The following is a 20,031-nucleotide window of genomic DNA, read 5'->3' as shown; positions in this document are numbered from 1 at the left end:
AAGAAGATATAAAAAGAACAGGGTACGGTAATGAAGCCGTACCCTGTTTGTTTTTTTAGAGAGAAGTGACTACCACGCACCCAACTCCGATAGCACCGCATAATGCGAGCCCGAGTAATTGGAAGCGGTTACAATCTTGATATATTTTGCAGAAATGGCAGCCCCGAAAGAGATATACTGCTTACTGTTTACATTCGTTAGCGTAAAGTTCCCCCTCGATGTATACGTTACATTATCGGTACTGGTGAACACCGAAATATCTTTTAATGAACCATTCAGATTTGCCCGTTGAAGGAATGCCAGTCCTTGTATAGATTTTATTGCACTCATATTTACGATCACTGTATGCGGATGCGCAGGTTGTACCGTTTTCCATTGCGTGTGCCATACCGTTGCCTGGTCGTTGTCCAGCAGGTTGGTGGCGGGACCATCGTCTTCCTGGCTGCTTACAGCCGTGATACTCCAGGACGATTTATTCAGTTCATCTTTAGTGCTGATATCCAGTACGGGTTCATTGTTTACGAAAGTATACGGGTAAGAGATTTCTGTAGAAGAACCATTGGTATACAGGAAACGGATACGCAGGGCGTAGTTGCCTGTCTTCTTATGAAATTCACTGATGGGCATACTCAGCTGGAAACTATCGCCGGAGGGGGCCGCCACCCACGGCACGGCATCATAATCATTTCCTCCTTCCGGATCATTATATACGTTTACATTATTCACCGTTTGCGTGGAAGAGAACTTTACTTTCAGCTCAATGTTGCCGCCGGTATAACTGGCTTTGATGATATTAATGGTGGTGCTTCCGCCGCCGTAAATACCGGTGGCGGTGCTGGTGCGGAATACCTGCGAGTTGTTGAGGATAGCGGCGCTGGCGGCAGTAAGAAAGGTAGGGCTTTTACCGTAAGTGTAGTTACCGCTGCCCATGAGCGCCGTACCTTTAGCCGGATCAGCAGCTTCGGATACCTTCTCTTTGTTATGCGGCAGGTTAAGGCCGTGGCCCAGTTCGTGCATGAGGCCACCGATCCATTTGGTAGCGCGGTTGCCCAGCGTGGTATTCTGACCCAGGTAGCTGGTATCCATTTCTGCATAGTCCAGCGCAAAGCACCACCGGCCCAAGCCATAGAAGGGTACACCTCCGGGATCGCCATCGGAAGCGTAGGTGCTGGCGGGCATAATAACCAGCGTGTGTTCACTGTGCTTATCCGCAGGATGTGCGGCAAACCAGGTGTTCAGTTCACCGATAGCGGTGTTGCCGCCTCCTTCATAAGGATAGCCGGTTTTTGGCAGGGCGCCTTTTACTACCGTGATCTTTATTTTACCGGTGGAATCCAGTGGCAGTCCGAAGGAGCGGTCGCCATAGCCGTAGTGGTTCATCCACTTTCCGTAGAAACGTTGCCCTTGTTGTAAAATACCGTTTAGCCGTGTCCGGTAGTTCACGATGGTGTCGCCATCGGAGGGCACAAAGTAAACAACGTTTAGATCGTACGCGCTGGGTACAAAGTTTTGCAGGCCGGATTTGTTTTTATCTGCTACGGGCTGCAACTCCCCGCCGGGAGATCGTTTACAGGCCATAAAAAAGGTAGGTAGCAACAGCATACCTGCTAACAGGGAATGAAGGTTTTTCCTTTTCATTGTTCGGATTTATTGATTAACAAAGACAGTAAGAATCGACAGATTTTGGTTTAAGGTTTTCCGGGTTACGCAGTTGGCGTTTCACATATTCAGGCAAACTAAATTAAGTAATTGTTTCAGAAAGCAAAAAAAAATAATAATATTTGGTGAACGGTTCCGGAAATGCCCCAGGTATTAAGCAAAAAAGAACAGCAAAGAAGATTTCTTTCAGGATGCAGTTATGCCTTTGACGGTTCGCCAAAAAGGCGCAACTGGAAGAAGGTTTTTGCTTTATGGTATCCGGCTGCATCAAATGGCCATAAGAGAGCGCAGTTTTATGTAGGCACCTGTTATGACTATGGGAAAGGAGTAGAGAAGAATATGGAAGAGGCATTTTACTGGTACCTGAAAGCCGCTATGCAGGGACATATGGATGCACAGTTTAACGTGGGACTCTTTTTCAGGAGTGGAGAATATGTGAACCAGGATTATGGAAAAGCAATAGAATGGTTTATGCTTTCAGCGAAACAGGGAGATATTGATGCCTGGAGAGAATTGGGGTATAGTTATTTTTGTGGCCACGGCGTGGCAGAAGATCCTCAGAAGGCTGTTTACTGGTATAGAATGGCAGCCAGGAAACAAGATCTCTCAGCGCTTTACAATTTAGCCCTGTGTTATAAATGGGGACACGGTGTGGTGCAGTCTGACCGGTGGGCAAAGTATTATTTTGAAAAGGCAGGAAAGGAAGGGCATAAGGGAGCCTTGAGGCAATTAAAGAATTATCCGAAAAGCACGCTCAGATAAGTTCCCCCGCTCCAACATTAGTTGTAATATTTCCCTTTCTTCCGGATAAGAAATATTTATCGCAAATTGGTCTCCGTAAATATTAAGAACTTTGTTCAAGTACCTGTACCTGTCAAGATTGCTGTTGGCAGCCCCGCCGCTCTGCCGGTAAAAACAACTTTTTTGCCGGCGTGATACTGTCATTAACCCATTTTAACTATGCCGCAGTAGTCCGGCTGCCTATTTTCGTATTCATTCCTAAAACAATTATCGTATGAACCAGGCATATGAAATTAATGCGATCAGGCAGGCGAACAACGCCATCTATCACTCCTTCCGGACACTGGATTTCCGCAGCGCTTCCGTGTACCTCACGGAAGATTGCGACTACATTACATTTAACGGCATGCACTTAAAAGGACGGGAGGAATACATCACCCTGCACGAGCAGCTGATGAATAACTTTATGTTCAGGGGCGCGCGGTTACACAGACACATTGAACAGGTACGTTTCCTGGATGAAAATGTAGCGGTAGTGGTAGCCACCGGCGTTATCCGTTTCCGCTGGCAGAAAAAAATACCGGAAAGCCGTCAGTCGGTGAACACCACTGTATGGGTGAAAAGCCCCGAAGGACAATGGCAGATGTCTGCCTTTCACAACTGCCGTGTAAAGAAAATGAATTGGCTGGCCAGGTGGATCATGGGCTCCGTGAAAAAAGACGCCTGATAAAAAAAAGAAGCCGCAAATCACCCCTTAGATTGTCGGAACCGCACCCCGGAGTATTCTCCGGAATGAATATTTTTGTTGTAAGAGATACATCTTACAAAATTATTCAAAACAAAAAACAGGCGCTATGTCATTCCAGGCTTATTTAGACAATATCAAAACGAAAACCGGCAAAACGGCGGACGACTTTAAAAAACTGGCGGAGAAGAAAAAGTTCCTGCAAAACGGTGAACTGGATCCAAAAGTAAAAGCAGGCGAAATTGTGAACTGGCTGAAAGAAGAATATGAACTGGGCCACGGTCATGCTATGGCGATATTCGCCTACTTCAAAGGGAAGCGGGAATGATTCATCTCCGCAGCAGATCCACACTCCAGCCGTGTGCAGGTTACGTGGATAATAAAAAACTTGCGGCACAGGCGGTAAATACAGAATAATTCAACGGTGCGGATATACCTGACGCTATGGTCATAGCCAGGGCAAAACCAAGTAACAAAATACCGGTGCCAATGGCTGCCCAGCGTGTCCCGGAAGCCCATTGTTACCCCGCCTGTAAATCTCCCTGTTATTTACTATTTTCAGGGATCAAAAAAATGTTATTATGAAGAAATGGTTGCCGGTACTGCTCATCGCCACAATAGTGGCTGTTACCGCTTTTACGCCCCGGAAAATCACGTGGGTAGCCATCGGGGACTCTATTACGTATCTGAATGAACACCCCGATGAAACCGGTAACAGGATCACCAAAGGATACCTGACCCGCGTAACAGAAAAGCTCCCGGATATACAGTACATCAATAAGGGCTATAACGGATGGACGTCCGGCGGCATCGCCGATGCCATAGAAAAACTGGATCTCGTAAAAGCAGATGTATACTCCGTATTCCTCGGCACCAACGACTGGTGGGGCGGCCGTCCTGTCGGTACTTTCTCCGACTATCTTCATAAAACCGGCAAGAGCACCGTGTACGGCGCATTCCGCACCATCATTGATAAGCTGAAGTCACTGAATAAAAACGCGCACATCATCCTCATCACCCCGCTGCAACGCGGCGATTTTGTATACATTGCCGATATGCACAACAACGCCTGGGGTTCCTACAAAGAAAAGAAGGGACAGCAACTTTCACAGGTGGTGGCCGCCATCGATTCCATTGCCGGCTACGAACACTTCGATAAATTAGACCTGTATCATAACAGCGGTATCACCCTGGAGAATATGGTGAAGTATAAACGCCTGAAAGACCCTGCCACCGGTGAATACAAGGACTACCGCTGGCCGGAATATAAAGACATCCCCTTTCATCCGGACACCGACGAATACCCTTACCCCGTTTCCGCCATCGATATGACGTACGACGGTTTGCATCCTTCCGATAAAGGATTTGCCGTAATTGCGGATATGCTGGTGGAGATAATGAAACGGTATTAGCCTCCTTTTTGACACTTGAAAAGTTGGTTAAGTGTTGATAACATTAACGCTATATATTCTCTGAAATAAATATGCTATATTACCCCTGGTTTAAATTTTGAATAATGGCGATTAACTTACAAAAGGGACAACGAATCGACATCGGCCTCTCAAAAATCAGTATTGGTTTAGGATGGCATCCTAATGAAGGAACAGGCTCGGCTTTCGACCTGGATGCCTCTGCATTTATGATCGATGAAACCCGGCACATTCTCCAGGAAGAATACTTTATCTTCTACGGAAATACTGATTCTCCCGATGGCTCGCTGCATCACACCGGCGATGACCCTACCGGCGGCAACAGCGCCGATGGCGATGATGAAACCATCCAGGTAGATCTCACAAAAATAGATCCCCGCATAAGGGAAATCTTATTCGTGGTAACCATCCATGATGCCATCAGCAGAAGACAAAATTTCGGACAGGTAAGAGATTCGTATATCCGTGTTGTTGATGAAGGCACCGGCAATGAAATTGCAAAGTATGAGCTGGGAGAAGATTTCTCCATTGAAACAGGCGTGGAATTTGGCCGCCTTTACCTGAAAGATGGTAAATGGAAATTTGAAGCATCCGGGATTGGCTATAAGGAAGATCTGGCTTACTTCTTATCCAAATATTTTAAAGGTCAGATTATTAAATAATCCCTGATAAACTACCACCTATGGCTATCAATTTAGTAAAAGGTCAAACTATCGACCTCCGTAAAAACGACAAAGGAGAAGAATTCGATTTATCAACGGTCACTATCGGATTAGGCTGGGACGTACGGCAAACAAAAAGCAAAGAAGGCTTCCTTGGAAAATTATTCGGCGGCGAAAAAAAAGAAGCTGAATACGACCTGGATGCGGTAGCCATGTTGCTGGACAGTAGCGGTAAAGTGGCCAACCTCGGCAGAACCGTTCAAACAAAGGATGGCCGGTCTGTAGGATTGTTTGAAGGAGATGTGATCTTCTTCAATTCCATGCGCCACCCATCCGGCAATATCTGGTTAACCGGCGATAACCGCACCGGCGCAGGCGACGGCGATGATGAACAAATTATTATCAAGCTGGATCAGCTGGAAAGTAAATACGAAAAGATCCTGTTTATGGTCACCATCTACAATGGCCGCGCCACTAACCAGCACTTCGGTATGATCGATAATGCCTTTATCCGCGCAGTCGACAGCCGGGGAAAAGAAATTGCAAAATTCAGCCTGTCGGGCGACAGCACCTACAACGGTATGTGCTCCATGACATTTGCGGAAATTTATCGTAAAGATGGCGCCTGGAAATTCAGGGCCATTGGTATTCCACATCAATCCGATAGCTTTGTGGATGAATTGAAAAAGTTAACCTATTCCTGATAACAAAAAACCTATATTCAGCATATCTTCATCCTGCGGAAAACGCAGGATGAAATGTTACCCATTTTCAACATGCCAACACTGGTATTAAATTAATGCAGTATGAGAAGATTACCCGTGTATCTTTTATTAGATACTTCCGGTTCTATGAATGGAGAACCCATTGAGGCAGTAAAAAATGGTGTACAGATAATGATTAACTCATTACGCCAAAACCCACAAGCCATTGAAACCGCCTTTATCAGTATCATCACTTTCGATAGCTCGGCAAGGCAGGTTGTACCCCTTACCGACCTCGCGTCTTTCCAGATGGTGGATATAAAAGCCACCGGCACCACCGCACTGGGAGAAGCGTTGCAGCTGGTAAGCAACTGCATCGATCGCGAAGTGGCCAAAACAACTACGGAAAGGAAAGGCGACTGGAAACCACTCGTGTTCATCATGACGGATGGCATTCCTACCGATAGCTGGCAAAGCGGATTGACGGCATTTAAACAACGAAAAGTAGCTTATACAATCGCATGTGCTGCCGGCTCCGGTGCAGATACCGCCATACTGAAACAAATAACTGATAATGTACTCAGCCTCGATACTGCCGACAGTCAGAGTATCGCCCGCTTCTTTGCATGGGTAACCGCTTCCATTGGCGTTACCTCCACAAAAGTGGAAGATGCCGGAAAAGAATTAATAGGCTTAAATGAACTGCCGCCACCACCGGCAGAACTGAATATCGTGGTGTAAGAAATTAAAATATTGATATGCGACGATTACCGGTATTTTTCTTATTGGATACCTCCGGATCTATGTACGGTGAACCCATTCAGGCGCTCAATAACGCCCTGAGCGGCATGGTAAACACTTTGCGGATGGACCCCCAGGCAATGGACTCCCTGTGGCTCAGCATCATCACTTTCGACCGGGAAGTAAAAGAACTGACACCACTGGTGGAACTGGCCAACTTCCAGCTGCCGGAAATCACCTGCCCCCAGAGCGGCCCCACACACACCGGCTATGCACTGGAATTCCTTCACGCAAAAGTGAATAGCGAAGTACGCAAAGGTACCCCCACGCAAAAAGGCGACTGGCGCCCGTTGTTATTCCTCTTCACGGATGGTAAACCCTCGGATCTGCAGCTGTACCGCAAAATGATCCCGCTGATAAAAGGGCTAAACTTCGCCACCATCGTAGGTTGCGCGGCAGGAAAAGCAGCAGACAACGGCATGCTCAAAGAACTGACAGATACCGTGGTGCATCTCGATACCGCCGACAGCGCCACACTTAAACAATTTTTTAAGTGGGTATCCGACACCATAGAACAGGGAAACAAAAGCATGGGCACCACCGAGCAGGTAACACTGCCGCCGCCCCCCAATGAAGTGAATTTAGTCATCTGATAATAAAAAGAATGAACGTAAAATTGATCGGACATGATTTTAAATGTCTGGAAGTAGAATTATCCCAACAGGAGAAATTCTTCTGCGAGAAAGGCGCACTGATCTATCATGAAGAAGGAATTACTTCAAAAGTCAACGTATTCGATAAAGGCGTAGCCGGGCTGATAAAAAGAAAACTCACCGGCGAAAGTATTTTCCAGGTAGAACTGTGCAATACTAATCTTAATCCGCGCAAACTGGTGGTAGCCGGTAAAGTAGGGCTGTTGCCCATTAATCTCAAGCAAGTCACTACCGGCATTGTTTGTAAAGCAGGCGCCTATGTAGCCTCCTCCGACAAAATTGATATTGATGTAAAAATGAACCTTACCTCCCTCATCGGCGGTACGGGCCTGATCATGCAGAAAATAACAGGATTTTGTACTGTTTTTTTAGATGTAATTGGCACACCCATTACGCTGGACCTCGCACCCGGGCAAACCGTTTTTGTGGATGAAAAAAGCTTCATCTGCATGAATGCAGATATGGTAAACCGGATGTCGTCACATTTCTCAGGAAATAATCTCCTGGGAGGAGAAGGATTAAGTATGTTGAAAATTACCGGTCCGGGTACAGTATATATCACTTCTGTAAATTTTGGATAATGAGAAGACTTCCTGTTTATTTCCTCATAGACGTCTCCGAATCAATGGTAGGAGAACCCATTCAACAGGTGGAAGAAGGTCTGGCACAAATCATCCAGGCACTGAAAACAGATCCCTACGCCATAGAAACAGCGTGGATCTCTATTATCGTTTTCGCCGGCCAGGCAAAAACGCTGGTACCCCTGCAGGAAATCATCAACTTTTATCCGCCACGTTTTCCCATCGGCGGCGGTACCTCTTTAAGCAGGGGACTGGGACACCTCATGTATGAACTGAGAAAAAACCAGGTGAAAACCACCTATGATATGAAAGGCGACTGGAAACCCATCATCTTTCTTTTCACAGATGGCGTACCTACAGACGATACCAGCGCAGCCATCACGGAATGGAAACAGAACTGGCAACGTACCGCCAATATGGTGGCCGTTTCCTTTGGCAACGAAGCAGATACCAATTTGCTCAAAGAACTGACAGAGAACGTGGTGCATTTTAAAAACAGCTCTCCGGCAGCGTACAAACAGTTCTTCAGATGGATCACCGACTCTATCAAAACCAGCAGCGAAAGCGTTGAGAAAAATGCTTCCGGATTTGAACTGTCGAAAATACACGATACCGATACACTGTCGAAAATTGATCTCTCAAAGCCACAACCTCCCCGCAGTTACACCGATAGCAACTTCGTGGTGATGGTAGGGAAATGCCAGCATATGCAACGCGACTATCTCATGAAATACCGCCGCGCTGAACAGGACGCAGAAATATACGGCCTGAACCTGAACCGGCTGTATTACCGGCTGGTAGGGGCGTTCCAGGTAGATAAAACCTACCACGAACTGTCCGACAGCAACGCCAAACCAGCTATCATCAACAGCGAAGAACTGATCGGCAACCCCACCTGCCCCTGCTGCGGCAACCAGTGGGGATTTGCACTGTGCTCCTGTGGCCAGATCCATTGCATCGGCGAAGAAAAGCTCAGTACCTGCCCCACCTGCGGAAACACCGCAGCCTATGGCGCCAGCGAAGGCGGTTTCGATGTAAACCGGGCACAAGGCTAACCGACAAAAGATCAACATGGACAGATCCTTTATCCAGGAATTATTTAAAGCAAATAATATTACGGTTGGCACTAACCGGCAGCACCTGTTCGACGCATTTGTAAACGAGGAGAAAAACAGGCTTGCCGTGAAGCAGATCATGGAAAATAAAAAGCTACTAATGGATACCTGGCAGTTTAAAAACCGGTTAGCAGACATTCAGCAACAACCCGTCAGCATCCCGAATGCCACTGCCGGAAAGCCTTACGAGGTGAAACTGGACTTCGGACAGCTGAATTGGAACGACTTTTCTTATTTCCATATCGATGGGCTGGAAGAATCCGGCCTGCAATACGATCCGGAAACAAAAGTCATCCGGGGCACACCGGTTAAAAGCGGTGATTTTAAACTCACGCTGAAATACCGCATCAACGGGGAAGACGAAACCGCCGCGCCCAACGAAAAAAAGGTGCCGCTGGTGATCAACCCCAATCCAAAATCGCTCTGGAAAAATATGGAGAGCGATAAAAACGATCCTTACTGGAAGGAAGACAACGTCGCCGAATATGCCCCGTTGGGCGACAGGCACCTGCTGGCAGCCTCCAAAAGAGGCCGCTCACACGCCAATACCGGCGGCTTCCGGGAAGATGATTTTGCCTTTAAACACTTCGCCGACACCGGCTGGAGTGTATTGGCCGTTTCAGATGGCGCCGGCAGCGCGCGGCTTTCTCGCGCAGGGTCCAGGATAGCCTGCAATGGCATCGTGGAGTACTTTGAGCAGTACTTTACGCCCGAACTAAGGAATACATTTGATGCACTCATTGCTGCACACACCGCCGCAGCAGGCGACAAAACACAAAAAGAACTCACCCGCTTTGTATACGATAACCTCGGCAAAGCAGCGTTTACCATACATAAAAAGCTGGAAGAATTTGCCGCCACCTGCGCCGCACCAGTGAAAGATCTTCATTCCACACTTATATTTGTACTTTTAAAAAAGTACGAATCAGGTTATGTGATCATGAGCTTTGGCGTAGGCGACTGCCCCATTGCTTTGATAAATAAGGATTTTTCAGATATTGCGTTGCTGAACCGCCTGGATGTAGGGGAATTTAGCGGGGGAACCCGGTTTATTACCATGCAGGAAATCTTTAAAAGTGATACCTTTGCAACCCGCTTCGGGTTCAGGCTGGTGCCGGATTTTTCGTACCTGATGCTGATGACAGACGGTATTTATGACCCCAAGTTTGAAGTAGAAGCCAACCTGGAGAAGCTTCCAGCATGGAAAGCACTGCTGGAAGACCTCGGCGGTAAGAACGATGACAACGTAAAAGTAGACCTGGCCAGCCATACAACGGAAACCGCCAACCAGCTATCTGCCTGGATGGACTTCTGGAGCCCCGGGAATCATGACGACAGAACTTTAATGATCATCAGTTAAGTATGCGGACTATATGAGCACAAAAACGGTGAATTCCGTCATCAATGCAGGAAAAAGTTATCAGTACGTTGATAACGGAGAACCTATGCGGGGCGGTATGAAGGACGTTTACTTCAGCCCGGATAAATCATACGTGGTGGCATTCTATCGTGATGCACAGGACTACGCTTCAAAAGAACGGTTGCGGAAAATTGTAACGGATTACTATAACAGCTTCTTTAACCGCGAAGGCGGCGACTACTACCGGGATCTCTATTGCTGGCCCACAGATATGGTGGAAGCAGATAAAAAGGTGGGCCTCGTAGTACCGTGTTATCATGCTAACTTTTTTTTCAAGAAGGGATACGCCTCAAACGACCTGATTAAAGGAAAGGAAAAAGAAGGGAAATGGTTTGCTTCACCCAAATTCAGGAACAAACAGTTTACCCTGCGCCTGGATGAAGCAGAACTGGGCAACTGGTTGAGCTATTTCCAGATTGGTGTAAATATTTCAAGAGGTGTGAAACGCCTGCATGCAGCCGGACTCGCACATTCCGACCTGTCGTATAAAAATGTGCTGGTAGACCCGGTAAGTAAATCGGCTACCATCATCGATATAGATGGCCTCGTGGTACCCGGCTTATTTCCACCCGATGTTATTGGCACCGCCGATTTTATCGCACCGGAAGTACTGGCCACCAAACACCTGGACGGGAAAGATCCGGGCAGGAAACTGCCCAACCGCCTTACTGACCTGCATGCACTGGCGGTAATGATCTATATGTATCTTTTATACCGTCATCCCTTAAAAGGAGGGAAGATCCATGATCTCGACGCAGAAAAAGACGACCTGCTGGCAATGGGAGAGAAGGCGCTGTTTATTGAACATCCGCAGGATACCTCCAACCGGCCGAAACTGAATCACCTTAATCCGAAGGAATTGCCCTGGGCAGATGTAAATAAGCTGCCATATACCATTACAGGGCCTTACCTGAAGGAGCTGTTCTACCAGGCGTTTGTAACCGGTTTACACCAGCCAACCGAACGCCCGCCGGCGGAAATGTGGGAACAGGCGTTATTAAAAACAACAGACCTCATGCAGCCCTGCAGCAATGCCGCCTGCGAACAGAAATGGTACGTTTTTGATAACACCCATTCTCCCAAATGCCCCTTCTGCGGCACACCGCATAAAGGCACCCTGCCCGTGCTGGACCTCTATTACGAGTTTAAGCCAACGGTATGGAAACCGGAAAACCACCGGCTGATGGTGTATAATAATCAGTACCTGTTCCAGTGGCACGTAAACAGGAATACCATCCGCAATGAAAGGATTACCGCCGCGCAAAAAGTGCCGGTCGGGTATTTTGTATTTCACCAGGGAAAATGGGTGCTGGTAAACCAGCAGCTCACTTCTTTAAAAGATCTGACGGAAGACAAAGAAATTCCCATCGGCGCAATGGTGGAATTAACGGATGGAAAAAGACTGCTGCTGTCAAGGGAAGAGGGTGGAAGAGTAGTGATCATAACGATTGCCAACAAATAGAAACCTATATAAAAAATAAAGTGAAATGAATGAATTAATCCAACAAATTATTGATAACCCAATACCTTCGGCTATCATTGTCGGGAATCTCGTGATCATTGAAAGCTTACTGTCGGTAGATAACGCCGCCGTACTGGCTACAATGGTAATGGACCTGCCCGAAAAACAACGCGACCGTGCCCTTAAATACGGTATTTTCGGCGCTTACCTGTTCCGTGGTCTGGCCATGCTGTTTGCGTCTTTCCTGATCAAGATCTGGTGGCTGAAACCATTGGGCGGTTTATATCTCCTGTACCTGGTATTCAGCTGGTGGAAAAATAAGCAAACAGAAGGAGAGAAAGAAGAAGAGAGCATCGACAAAGGTCAGAACTGGCTATACAAGGCCACAGTGGGGGCTATCGGGCCTTTCTGGGCTACAGTGGCACTGGTGGAACTGATGGATATGGCCTTCTCTATAGATAATATTTTTGCTGCGGTAGCTTTTACCGATAATATATTACTGGTTTGCTTGGGCGTGTTTATCGGTATCCTCGCCATGCGTTTTGTGGCGCAGGCTTTCGTGAAACTGATGACGAAGTTTACCTTCCTGGAATCAGCAGCCTATATCGTTATTGGTATCCTCGGTCTTAAACTGAGCCTTTCTATTTATGAACACTTCTTCCCGGAATCGCCCATCACGCATTTCCTGGAAAGTTCACAGGCAGATATCATTACCTCTATTATAACAGTATGTGTGTTTGTGGTTCCGATCATTACATCGGCGCTGTTAAACTTCCCTAAAAGGACCCCTGCTGCAGAGTTGGAGAAAAAATGATGCCGGTAACAAACCGGATCAACTTAATAAAGGTTTCTATGGCGCCAGTCCGGAGACTGGCGCCTTTTTATTTAAATGACATTGGTATTGAGCATTGTTTTGAGAATGTTGGTCTGTACATCGAAGCGGCCAATATGCTGGAGGAAATCAACATCGGAAATCTTCTCATAATATTCTTTCAGCAAAGCCTGCACATTGTCCGGGATCACCGTTTTCAGTACATTGGCACGGCTCATCAGGTTGTCATTCTTATCCGTTAATTCCTGTACAATCCTTGTTTTTTTGGAGAGGGTATTGGACCAGTCAACATCTGTAATTTTTGAAAGATCGCAGAACAGGAATAAATTTTTGGCGGGGAAGAAGAGAAAGTAACGGTCCATATTAAGGAAGCGGTACACTTCCAGGATGAGGTTACCGGCACTGAGCCCGCAAAAGAACTCGGTTTTAAAATCCATTTTGCACAACAATCCCATCAGCTTGCGCTGTATGATGGCGGAGTTGTTCCGGTACACTTCTGCCGGGTTGAATTTAATCAGCTCGTTGAGGGCTTCGGTGGAAATATCGAAATAAAAATCCTGGGAGAAACGGGCGCTGAAAGCATTGATATTTTTGGAAAAAGGGTAGTCTTCGGAGTTGTCAGACAGTACCTGGTACAGCTTCCGCAAAGATAAATTGATCTTCAGGGATTGCTTCTGCTTATCCTGCTGGTAATTTTTCTCTGAAAAAACGGAGTCGTTTATATTTTCGATCAGGTCCTTGTTAATCTGGATTTCATCATATAAAATACTCACGTTCCTTTCGTTGCTGGCTTTTATTTTCCGCAGGAGGTCAATCACAGTAGCGGTGTATTGCAGGTGAAAGAGTTCCAGCTTATTGATATCGAGTTCCGGATTGGTTTCAAATAATTTATGGACAACCTGGCTTCGGAGATAGATCTTGTATATTATCTCTTCTTCAAAAAAAGTGGACAGCAATTGCAATTTGCTGATAGTTTTATTTGAGTCATTTAATATGATTGCCAGGTTATCCTCCATTACTTATCCTCCGTTAGCTAACGTTTGTTACATTTTTCTTCAGCTCTGTTTCCAGCGTCTGCAATTCACCATTCAGCACTTTCCGGCTTTCGGTGCCCTGTTCGTGGATCTTCTTCACTTCATGTAAAGTTTCAATCAGCGACTGGGTAGTTCTCTTCAGTGTTTCAATGGATACTACTGTTTTCTCATTCTCTTTCGCTACCTCAATACTGTTTTGTTTCAGCAGGTCGGCATTCTTCTGGAGAATGGTGTTGGTGGTATCGGAAATCTTCTTCTGCATTTCCACGTTGGCTTTCTGTCTTTGCAACGCTACCGCAATGGTGAGCTGGTTCTTCCAGACAGGGATCGTGGTGGAAATGATTGATTGCGCCTTTTCCGCAATAGAAGTATTGTTATTTTGTACCAGCCTGATCTGGGCTAAAGACTGCAGCATAATAAAGCGTACAATCTTCATGTCGGCCAGCCTTTTATCCAGGCGGGTAATGAAATCCCTTAAATCAGCGATCTCATAATCATTGTAATTGGCGGCATTCACCTCCATTTCAGCCAGTTTCTGGCTAAGCTCATTAAATTTCAGCTGACCCGAAATAATGAGATCTTCCATTTGTTTGATGTAAGATACGTTACTATCAAACATGGTTTGCAAAGAACTGTTGTCTTTCAGTGAATTGATACGGCCCGCTTTAATCTTGTTGGTGATCTTATCAATGTTGCTGACAACGGTATCGTATTTCTGGAAAAGCTTTTTGGCATCAAATACCAGCTTTTTCAGGAAAGGTATTTTAGAGATAAAACTCTGCAAAGCACCCTGGTTCAGCTCATCTACGTCGATATAATTAAGTTCGGTCAGCAGATCGTTGATCAATCCGCCTACTTCGCCGGAGTTATAGGTACGTACAGAAGTCAGGAACTCGTTACTGTATTTTTCCATTGAATTCTGTACTTCTGTACCGTAATTCAGGATGGAATTTACATCGGTGGTTACCAGTGATTTACTTATTTCCCCGTATTTCTTCGCGTCGTCCGGCGTAATAACCGCCAGATCCACATTTCCTTCTTTGTCGAGCCTCACCGCGGGAAGGGTTTGGTCGGTAATATTTGGGTTTGCTTCCATAAGGTATCTGATTATAAATTGATATTATCTTATCAAAAGTAAATCCTACAGGTAGTTCTGCGCAACGGTGTTCACGGTTTCCTGCAGCTTCTTATCTTTTGTAGGTTCACCGATCGCATTAAATTTCCATTCGCCGTTCTTCTTGTAAAAAACACCCATCACCATAGATACGTGTCCTGCAAAGCCGGCGCCGCTGGCAATATCATAGGTGGCAAATACTTCATTCACGCGGGCAGGGGTACCTTCATAAATGCGGATAGACGCAAAAGGGATGGTACCGAAATCGTGTCCGCGGAAGCTGTTCAGCACAAACGCCACGTAATTGGTATTGGCATCCAGCCGGGAAAAATCGAGGGTGATGACTTCATTGTCCAGGCCGTCGTTGCCGTTCAGGTCACCGGTAAGATCATCGCCGCTATGTTTTACCGCGTTGTCTTTGGATTTCAGGTTACCGAAGTAAACCACTTCCTGCAGCTGTTTCTGTTCTGTAAACATGGCGCAGCTGCCGTCCAGGTCTACCGCTTCCTTGGTTTTAGACAGGCCAAACAAGCCTTTCTTTTCAATGGCGCCCCAGTTGATCCCCACGCAAATATTCTGGAGTTTGGTACCATTGCTTTTTTCGAGATTTATACGCTGACCTTTTTGAAGATTGATTGCCATATTGACTTATATTTTTAGATATAGTGGTGTATAGATTAATTGTATTTGTTCAGGTAGTCCTGCAGGCCGCCTTTCATGCCAACGCCTACTGCTTCAAATTTCCATTCGTCGTTACGTTTGTAAATTCTTCCGAATTCTACCGCTGTTTCAATAGAGAAATCTTCTTCCAGTTCGTATTTCAGCAATACCTCGTTGGTAACCGGGTCGAATATACGTACAAAGGAATTCCTTACCTGGCCGAAGTTCTGCCGGCGTGCTTCCGCATCGTGGATGGTAACCACCACGCATATTTCGGTGATTTTTGAATCTGCTTTGGACAGGTCAATCTTGATCTGTTCGTCGTCGCCGGTGCCATCGCCGGTGAGGTTATCGCCGGTGTGCTCTACGCTGCCATCGGGCGTTACGAGGTTATTGTAAAAAATAAAGTGCTGATCGGATAAAATCTTTTTATTCTCTCCCATTACAAACAGGGAAGCATCCAGATCGAAGCTGGTGCCGGTAGATGAAGCATTAGCGTCCCAGCCCAGGCCAATTACGAATTTGGGCGCATTAATCGTTTGCCGCTGACCTTTTTGCAAATTAATTGCCATGTTGTATGCTTTTATGTTTTCTGTTAAATAAGTAATTTTTAATAAAGTTCAGATTTCTCTGGTAAACTTCTATCGTATGATAACCGTTTCCCAGGGCCATATTATACAAAAGATTTACGAATTTATCTGTTTGATTTTGCAGGAAAATACAAAATGAATCAAAATCGTAGTTCAAAATATACTTTACAATCCGTGTATTAATAAAAAAGTGTTCCCCCTGGATGATCTTTTCCAGGTGGAAAATAGACTTTACAAAATGATAGTTCAGGTGGTTTTCAATGTTGGGATGAATGCTTTTATTCTGCAGTTCCGCATAATAGAGCAGGTACACATCATTGGACAGGTCATAGGCATCCACCATTTTCAGGATCATCCTTTCATGGCCGCCCGTAATTTTGATGTCATCCAGGAAAATCACCTTTTTCCCGATCAGGAAGTGGCGGTCGATGTGGAAGCTGTCGTTGCCGATCAGCTTTAACCGTTGTTCAGCATCCAGCTCACCATAATCCTCCTTGTAGGTGATGGTACGATGCACTTTGGTTTCCTGTAAAACGGGGTGTCCGTGCGCCGCCAGCCACCGGTTCAAATGAAAAACGAAATAGTTTTTCATGGCAAAGGTAGCCGTTGGAATGAAGGAGTACGGACTGGAAACTACCACAAACTGCGGTACTTCCTGTCCTTTCAGGTGATGCTCAATAAACCCTTCGGCCAGGCTGGTCCCGAATTTTTCGGCAACGGCGTCGTCCCCGAATTTAAAACGGCTGTAGTCATCGGGGCAAAACCCGAAATGGCCGGCATGGGTGATCTTATGAAGTGAATAGGTTGTTGTCATCAGTTAAGTAAACTTGAAATACATTGATTATTGGAGTTGACCAGTAAAGTACAAATGCCTGTCACCTGTGCCCCATTGATATCTGCTTTTACATTATCGCCAATATGTATGATGTTACTTAGCGGGATTGCCGTATCATTTCTTACCGTTGCCACGTTTTCCAGCATGAGGCGAAACATTTTTTCATTGGGTTTCGACATACCGGTTTCATCTGAATACAACTGGAAATCGAAAAAGCGGTCCAGTTCCAGTTCCTGTAATACGCGTCTTAACGTGCTGCCTTTTATAAAGGCCGTATTACTGAGTAAACTGATGGTGCTATCGGACGATTCTTTTATCCTGCGCAATGTTTTCACTGTTTCCGAACAATAAATAACCGGGAGGTATTTAAGCACCAAGGCATCCATCTCCTGGTAAAGTCCTGCCAGATCAATGTTTCCAAAGGCATTGTCGTAATCATTCATTTCACTGATCACCATGAGATACATTTCTTCCGCATCAATATTGCCGCCTGTTTTTTCATTGATGGCATTGCATAGCAGATCTGTTTTGCGGAATATACGGCCTACCTCTTCCAGCGTTTTTTGGTGTTGATTGAAATGGTTGTAAAAAAAGCGCGTCCTTTCCTGTTTAAATAAAGGATTCGATTTTATTAAAGTTAACCATAGATCAAAAGAATAATGTTGGTATATGTTCATGTACTTTTTATAGCATTTACGTCACGCCGGTAATTGTTAGTTGGTCCGGTTCCCTGTAACAGCATACCTGTTAGGGTTAATCCAAAATGTGATAGCGTAACATTAATATAAGTAATATTTAGTTGCTCCCGTTTAATCTTTTTGTTACCAAAATCAGTTAGTTATGGGTTAATACCAAAAAAAGCCAGCATATTGCTTTTTTTCAAGCTTCTAATATAGGATTTTATCTTTCACAAAAAACCAAAACTATCTGTTAATGTATTGGTAATTCGCTGTTCCCCGGCGGCTAAGCTACCAAAAAGCATCCATTCTTCACCTGCGGAAATTCCCAGGTCGGAACTGCTGTTTTTGGCATGCTCTATGATCTGGCCCACGGGCTGGCCCTTGAACTGGCACAGGATATTGAATTTCAACACGCCGGTTTTTTTGAATTGACCGGCGGGAATGTCTCCATCACCCGTAATTGCTGCCAATGCGATAAAAGTATACGTATCCGGCTGTGATAACTTATCAAGTGGTGGCCGGTGTTATACCGGGCAGAAGGATTTTTGATCAGTTCAATTTTTGAGATCTGGCTGGCAGACAAGGACATTAAATACCGGATCAGGTCGATGCCGGCCAGCAGTACCAGGCGGTCGTTCACCATCACTTTTGCAGCTCCGCCTGCGCATAAGCGGGGAACGCCTTTTAATATCCGTTTACATTTGTTTAAAATCTATTGACAGGTTACCGTGAAAAGATGTGTTAACTTATCTACCTGAACAACCAAAACTGCATTGAGTAGCAACTGCCTCACCAGGGGCAGTTGCTCATAATTGAAAACCCGAAACCCCCTTCATTAATTCATCTTAAAAAAAAATGTATGAAAACTTTATTGTTTGCTGCAGCATGTATTGTGCTGGGCATACTGTCCGGATGCGAAAAGAAAAGCGCTCCCGGCAGTGATCTTCAACCCGTTCCCGGAAAAACAAACCTGCAGGTATTAGCCACGCCACCTGCCACCTGGCAGGAACATTGGTTTGAACACGTACAACTGCTGAACCGCGTTTTTTATGATACCAGCGTAGCCGTGTATTTCGATAACGATGTAAACAGCAGCATTACCTGGCCCAATACCTATCTCGCGCAGGTATGGAACTATACAAAAAGTACCTACGGCGCTTTTGGCGACGATTCCCGCCTTTTTGTAATCCTGCATTCCGGCAAATATTCCGGTGGCCACCCTTCTACGTATATGGATGCCAGTCATGATTACCGCAACGTAATAGATGTAGGCTCCTCCGATCCCAATGCCTGGATCTCCGGCGCAGGCAACGACATCGACCTCACCACCCATGAAGTAGGGCATATCGTGGAAGGCGCTTCCAAAGGGGTACACGGCTCCCCGGCCTTCGGTATCTGGCACGACAGCAAATGGATGGAGATCTACCAGTATGATGTGTACCTGGCCCTGGGCCGCAGCGCCGATGTTACCCGCTGGTACAACATGAAGATCACGCAAACGGATGCTTACCCCCGCGCAGGCACCTACTGGTTCAGGGATTGGTTTTACCCGATCTATAATAACTACGGCGGTGTAACTGCATTGAATAAATTCTTCGTACTGCTGGCGCAGCATTTCCCCAAACAAACCTTCAACAACGGCATCACCACTTACCCCGAATATACCCGCGGGCTTAACTTCGGGGAGTTTGTACATTACTGGAGCGGCGCAGCCAATAAAGACCTGAAGCAACTTGCACTCACCGCCTTTGGCAATAAAGACGAACAGGGCAACGACTGGACCGCACAACTAAAGCAGGCAAAAACGGATTTCCCGGGCATCACCTATCCATCGGACGACATCACCGGTTCAGGCACTATTACCGTGAGTAAGGAAAACAACGGCGGCGCCTCCGCACCAGAAGGCTCTCTGAAGCTCACCGATAACGTATATAGCACTAAATTGTTTGTAAATGCCGTGCCCACTGATTTTAAAATGCAGCTGCAATTTACTGCCGCGCAAACCGTGAAATCATACACCCTCACTTCCGGTAACGACGCCATAGACCGTGATCCTAAAAACTGGCAGCTGAAAGGTTCTGATAATGGCATTACCTGGACTGTACTCGATACGCAAACCAACCAGGTATTCAGCGCCAGGAATCAAACCAGGCAGTTTGCCATTCCCAATACCACGGCCTATAAGTATTACGCCGTGTATGTAACAGCTACTAATGGCAGTGTGGATTTTCAGCTAAGCGAATGGAGATTGTTTAAATAAACAGGGGAGGGCTGTTGCTGTAAAAAGGAACAGCCCTTTATTTTCGCAGGCAG

23 protein-coding genes are annotated in these 20,031 nt (G+C 46.0%); 15 read left to right on the top strand and 8 right to left on the bottom strand.

The window, feature by feature from the left end; translation table 11 throughout:
• Positions 1-69 precede the first annotated feature (69 nt).
• Positions 70-1,638, bottom strand: coding sequence for a discoidin domain-containing protein (locus ACMXI2_RS15855; RefSeq protein WP_483777072.1), 1,569 nt, complete (start codon positions 1,636-1,638; stop codon positions 70-72).
• 162 nt (positions 1,639-1,800) lie between these two features.
• Between ACMXI2_RS15855 and ACMXI2_RS15850 the strand changes: the two genes are divergently transcribed.
• The 13 genes from ACMXI2_RS15850 (at position 1,801) to ACMXI2_RS15790 (ending at position 12,787) form a co-directional block, all read left to right on the top strand.
• The gene (locus tag ACMXI2_RS15850) at positions 1,801-2,421 is read left to right on the top strand and encodes a tetratricopeptide repeat protein (RefSeq protein WP_483777071.1); all 621 of its coding nucleotides are present in this window, start codon (positions 1,801-1,803) and stop codon (positions 2,419-2,421) included.
• Positions 2,422-2,674: 253 nt separating this feature from the next.
• The gene (locus tag ACMXI2_RS15845; RefSeq protein WP_483777070.1) at positions 2,675-3,127 is read left to right on the top strand and encodes a YybH family protein; all 453 of its coding nucleotides are present in this window, start codon (positions 2,675-2,677) and stop codon (positions 3,125-3,127) included.
• A 127-nt stretch (positions 3,128-3,254) separates the two neighbouring features.
• A complete protein-coding gene (locus ACMXI2_RS15840; protein ID WP_483777069.1) occupies positions 3,255-3,473 on the top strand; it encodes a DUF4287 domain-containing protein in 219 nt (72 codons plus the stop codon).
• A 253-nt stretch (positions 3,474-3,726) separates the two neighbouring features.
• Positions 3,727-4,557 (top strand): SGNH/GDSL hydrolase family protein, encoded by an 831-nt coding sequence (locus ACMXI2_RS15835; RefSeq protein ID WP_483777068.1) that lies wholly within the window; start codon positions 3,727-3,729, stop codon positions 4,555-4,557.
• A gap of 104 nt (positions 4,558-4,661) precedes the next feature.
• A complete protein-coding gene (locus ACMXI2_RS15830; RefSeq protein ID WP_483777067.1) occupies positions 4,662-5,237 on the top strand; it encodes a TerD family protein in 576 nt (191 codons plus the stop codon).
• 20 nt (positions 5,238-5,257) lie between these two features.
• Positions 5,258-5,941, top strand: a complete 684-nt coding sequence (locus ACMXI2_RS15825) for a TerD family protein (protein WP_483777066.1) — start codon at positions 5,258-5,260, stop codon at positions 5,939-5,941.
• Between the two features lie 102 nt (positions 5,942-6,043).
• The gene (locus ACMXI2_RS15820) at positions 6,044-6,682 is read left to right on the top strand and encodes a vWA domain-containing protein (protein ID WP_483777065.1); all 639 of its coding nucleotides are present in this window, start codon (positions 6,044-6,046) and stop codon (positions 6,680-6,682) included.
• A gap of 17 nt (positions 6,683-6,699) precedes the next feature.
• Complete coding sequence (locus tag ACMXI2_RS15815) at positions 6,700-7,335, top strand: vWA domain-containing protein (protein WP_483777064.1); 636 nt, start codon at positions 6,700-6,702, stop codon at positions 7,333-7,335.
• Positions 7,336-7,346: 11 nt separating this feature from the next.
• Positions 7,347-7,976: an AIM24 family protein gene (locus ACMXI2_RS15810; RefSeq protein ID WP_079472949.1), complete on the top strand. Its 630-nt coding sequence runs from the start codon at positions 7,347-7,349 to the stop codon at positions 7,974-7,976.
• Positions 7,976-9,031, top strand: a complete 1,056-nt coding sequence (locus ACMXI2_RS15805; RefSeq protein WP_483777063.1) for a TerY-C metal binding domain-containing protein — start codon at positions 7,976-7,978, stop codon at positions 9,029-9,031. The genes ACMXI2_RS15810 and ACMXI2_RS15805 overlap by 1 nt, the downstream gene beginning before the upstream one ends.
• Positions 9,032-9,047: 16 nt before the next feature.
• Complete coding sequence (locus ACMXI2_RS15800) at positions 9,048-10,451, top strand: PP2C family serine/threonine-protein phosphatase (protein WP_483777062.1); 1,404 nt, start codon at positions 9,048-9,050, stop codon at positions 10,449-10,451.
• 13 nt (positions 10,452-10,464) lie between these two features.
• Positions 10,465-11,973, top strand: coding sequence for a protein kinase domain-containing protein (locus ACMXI2_RS15795; protein WP_483777061.1), 1,509 nt, complete (start codon positions 10,465-10,467; stop codon positions 11,971-11,973).
• A 25-nt stretch (positions 11,974-11,998) separates the two neighbouring features.
• The gene (locus ACMXI2_RS15790) at positions 11,999-12,787 is read left to right on the top strand and encodes a DUF475 domain-containing protein (protein WP_483777060.1); all 789 of its coding nucleotides are present in this window, start codon (positions 11,999-12,001) and stop codon (positions 12,785-12,787) included.
• Positions 12,788-12,858: 71 nt separating this feature from the next.
• Here the strand turns inward: ACMXI2_RS15790 and ACMXI2_RS15785 are convergent, their stop codons facing one another.
• From ACMXI2_RS15785 to ACMXI2_RS15755, 7 genes are all read right to left on the bottom strand, one after another.
• A complete protein-coding gene (locus ACMXI2_RS15785; RefSeq protein ID WP_483777059.1) occupies positions 12,859-13,767 on the bottom strand; it encodes a hypothetical protein in 909 nt (302 codons plus the stop codon).
• Positions 13,768-13,834: 67 nt separating this feature from the next.
• On the bottom strand, positions 13,835-14,935 hold the full coding sequence (locus ACMXI2_RS15780) for a toxic anion resistance protein (RefSeq protein ID WP_483777058.1): 1,101 nt from the start codon (positions 14,933-14,935) through the stop codon (positions 13,835-13,837).
• Positions 14,936-14,980: 45 nt separating this feature from the next.
• On the bottom strand, positions 14,981-15,595 hold the full coding sequence (locus ACMXI2_RS15775; protein WP_483777057.1) for a TerD family protein: 615 nt from the start codon (positions 15,593-15,595) through the stop codon (positions 14,981-14,983).
• Between the two features lie 35 nt (positions 15,596-15,630).
• Positions 15,631-16,185 (bottom strand): TerD family protein, encoded by a 555-nt coding sequence (locus tag ACMXI2_RS15770; protein WP_483777056.1) that lies wholly within the window; start codon positions 16,183-16,185, stop codon positions 15,631-15,633.
• Entirely contained in the window at positions 16,175-17,017 is an 843-nt protein-coding gene (locus tag ACMXI2_RS15765) for a phosphoribosyltransferase family protein (RefSeq protein WP_483777055.1), read from the bottom strand. Before ACMXI2_RS15765 ends, ACMXI2_RS15770 begins: the two co-directional genes overlap by 11 nt.
• The gene (locus ACMXI2_RS15760) at positions 17,017-17,715 is read right to left on the bottom strand and encodes an HAD family hydrolase (protein WP_483777054.1); all 699 of its coding nucleotides are present in this window, start codon (positions 17,713-17,715) and stop codon (positions 17,017-17,019) included. The genes ACMXI2_RS15765 and ACMXI2_RS15760 overlap by 1 nt, the downstream gene beginning before the upstream one ends.
• Positions 17,716-17,945: 230 nt before the next feature.
• Positions 17,946-18,188 carry a hypothetical protein gene (locus ACMXI2_RS15755; RefSeq protein ID WP_483777053.1) on the bottom strand — a complete coding sequence of 81 codons (243 nt, stop codon included), beginning with the start codon at positions 18,186-18,188 and terminating at the stop codon, positions 17,946-17,948.
• 75 nt (positions 18,189-18,263) lie between these two features.
• On the opposite strand from ACMXI2_RS15755, the gene ACMXI2_RS15750 reads away from it, so the two are divergent.
• The gene (locus ACMXI2_RS15750; RefSeq protein WP_483777052.1) at positions 18,264-18,437 is read left to right on the top strand and encodes a hypothetical protein; all 174 of its coding nucleotides are present in this window, start codon (positions 18,264-18,266) and stop codon (positions 18,435-18,437) included.
• A 140-nt stretch (positions 18,438-18,577) separates the two neighbouring features.
• Positions 18,578-19,978 (top strand): hypothetical protein, encoded by a 1,401-nt coding sequence (locus ACMXI2_RS15745; protein ID WP_483777051.1) that lies wholly within the window; start codon positions 18,578-18,580, stop codon positions 19,976-19,978.
• Positions 19,979-20,031: the final 53 nt, after the last annotated feature.

The organism is Chitinophaga sp. G7 BAM 1005 (genome assembly GCF_057126945.1).
Note: the sequence above shows the minus strand (reverse complement) of the source record. Positions and strands in the feature narration are given on the sequence as shown.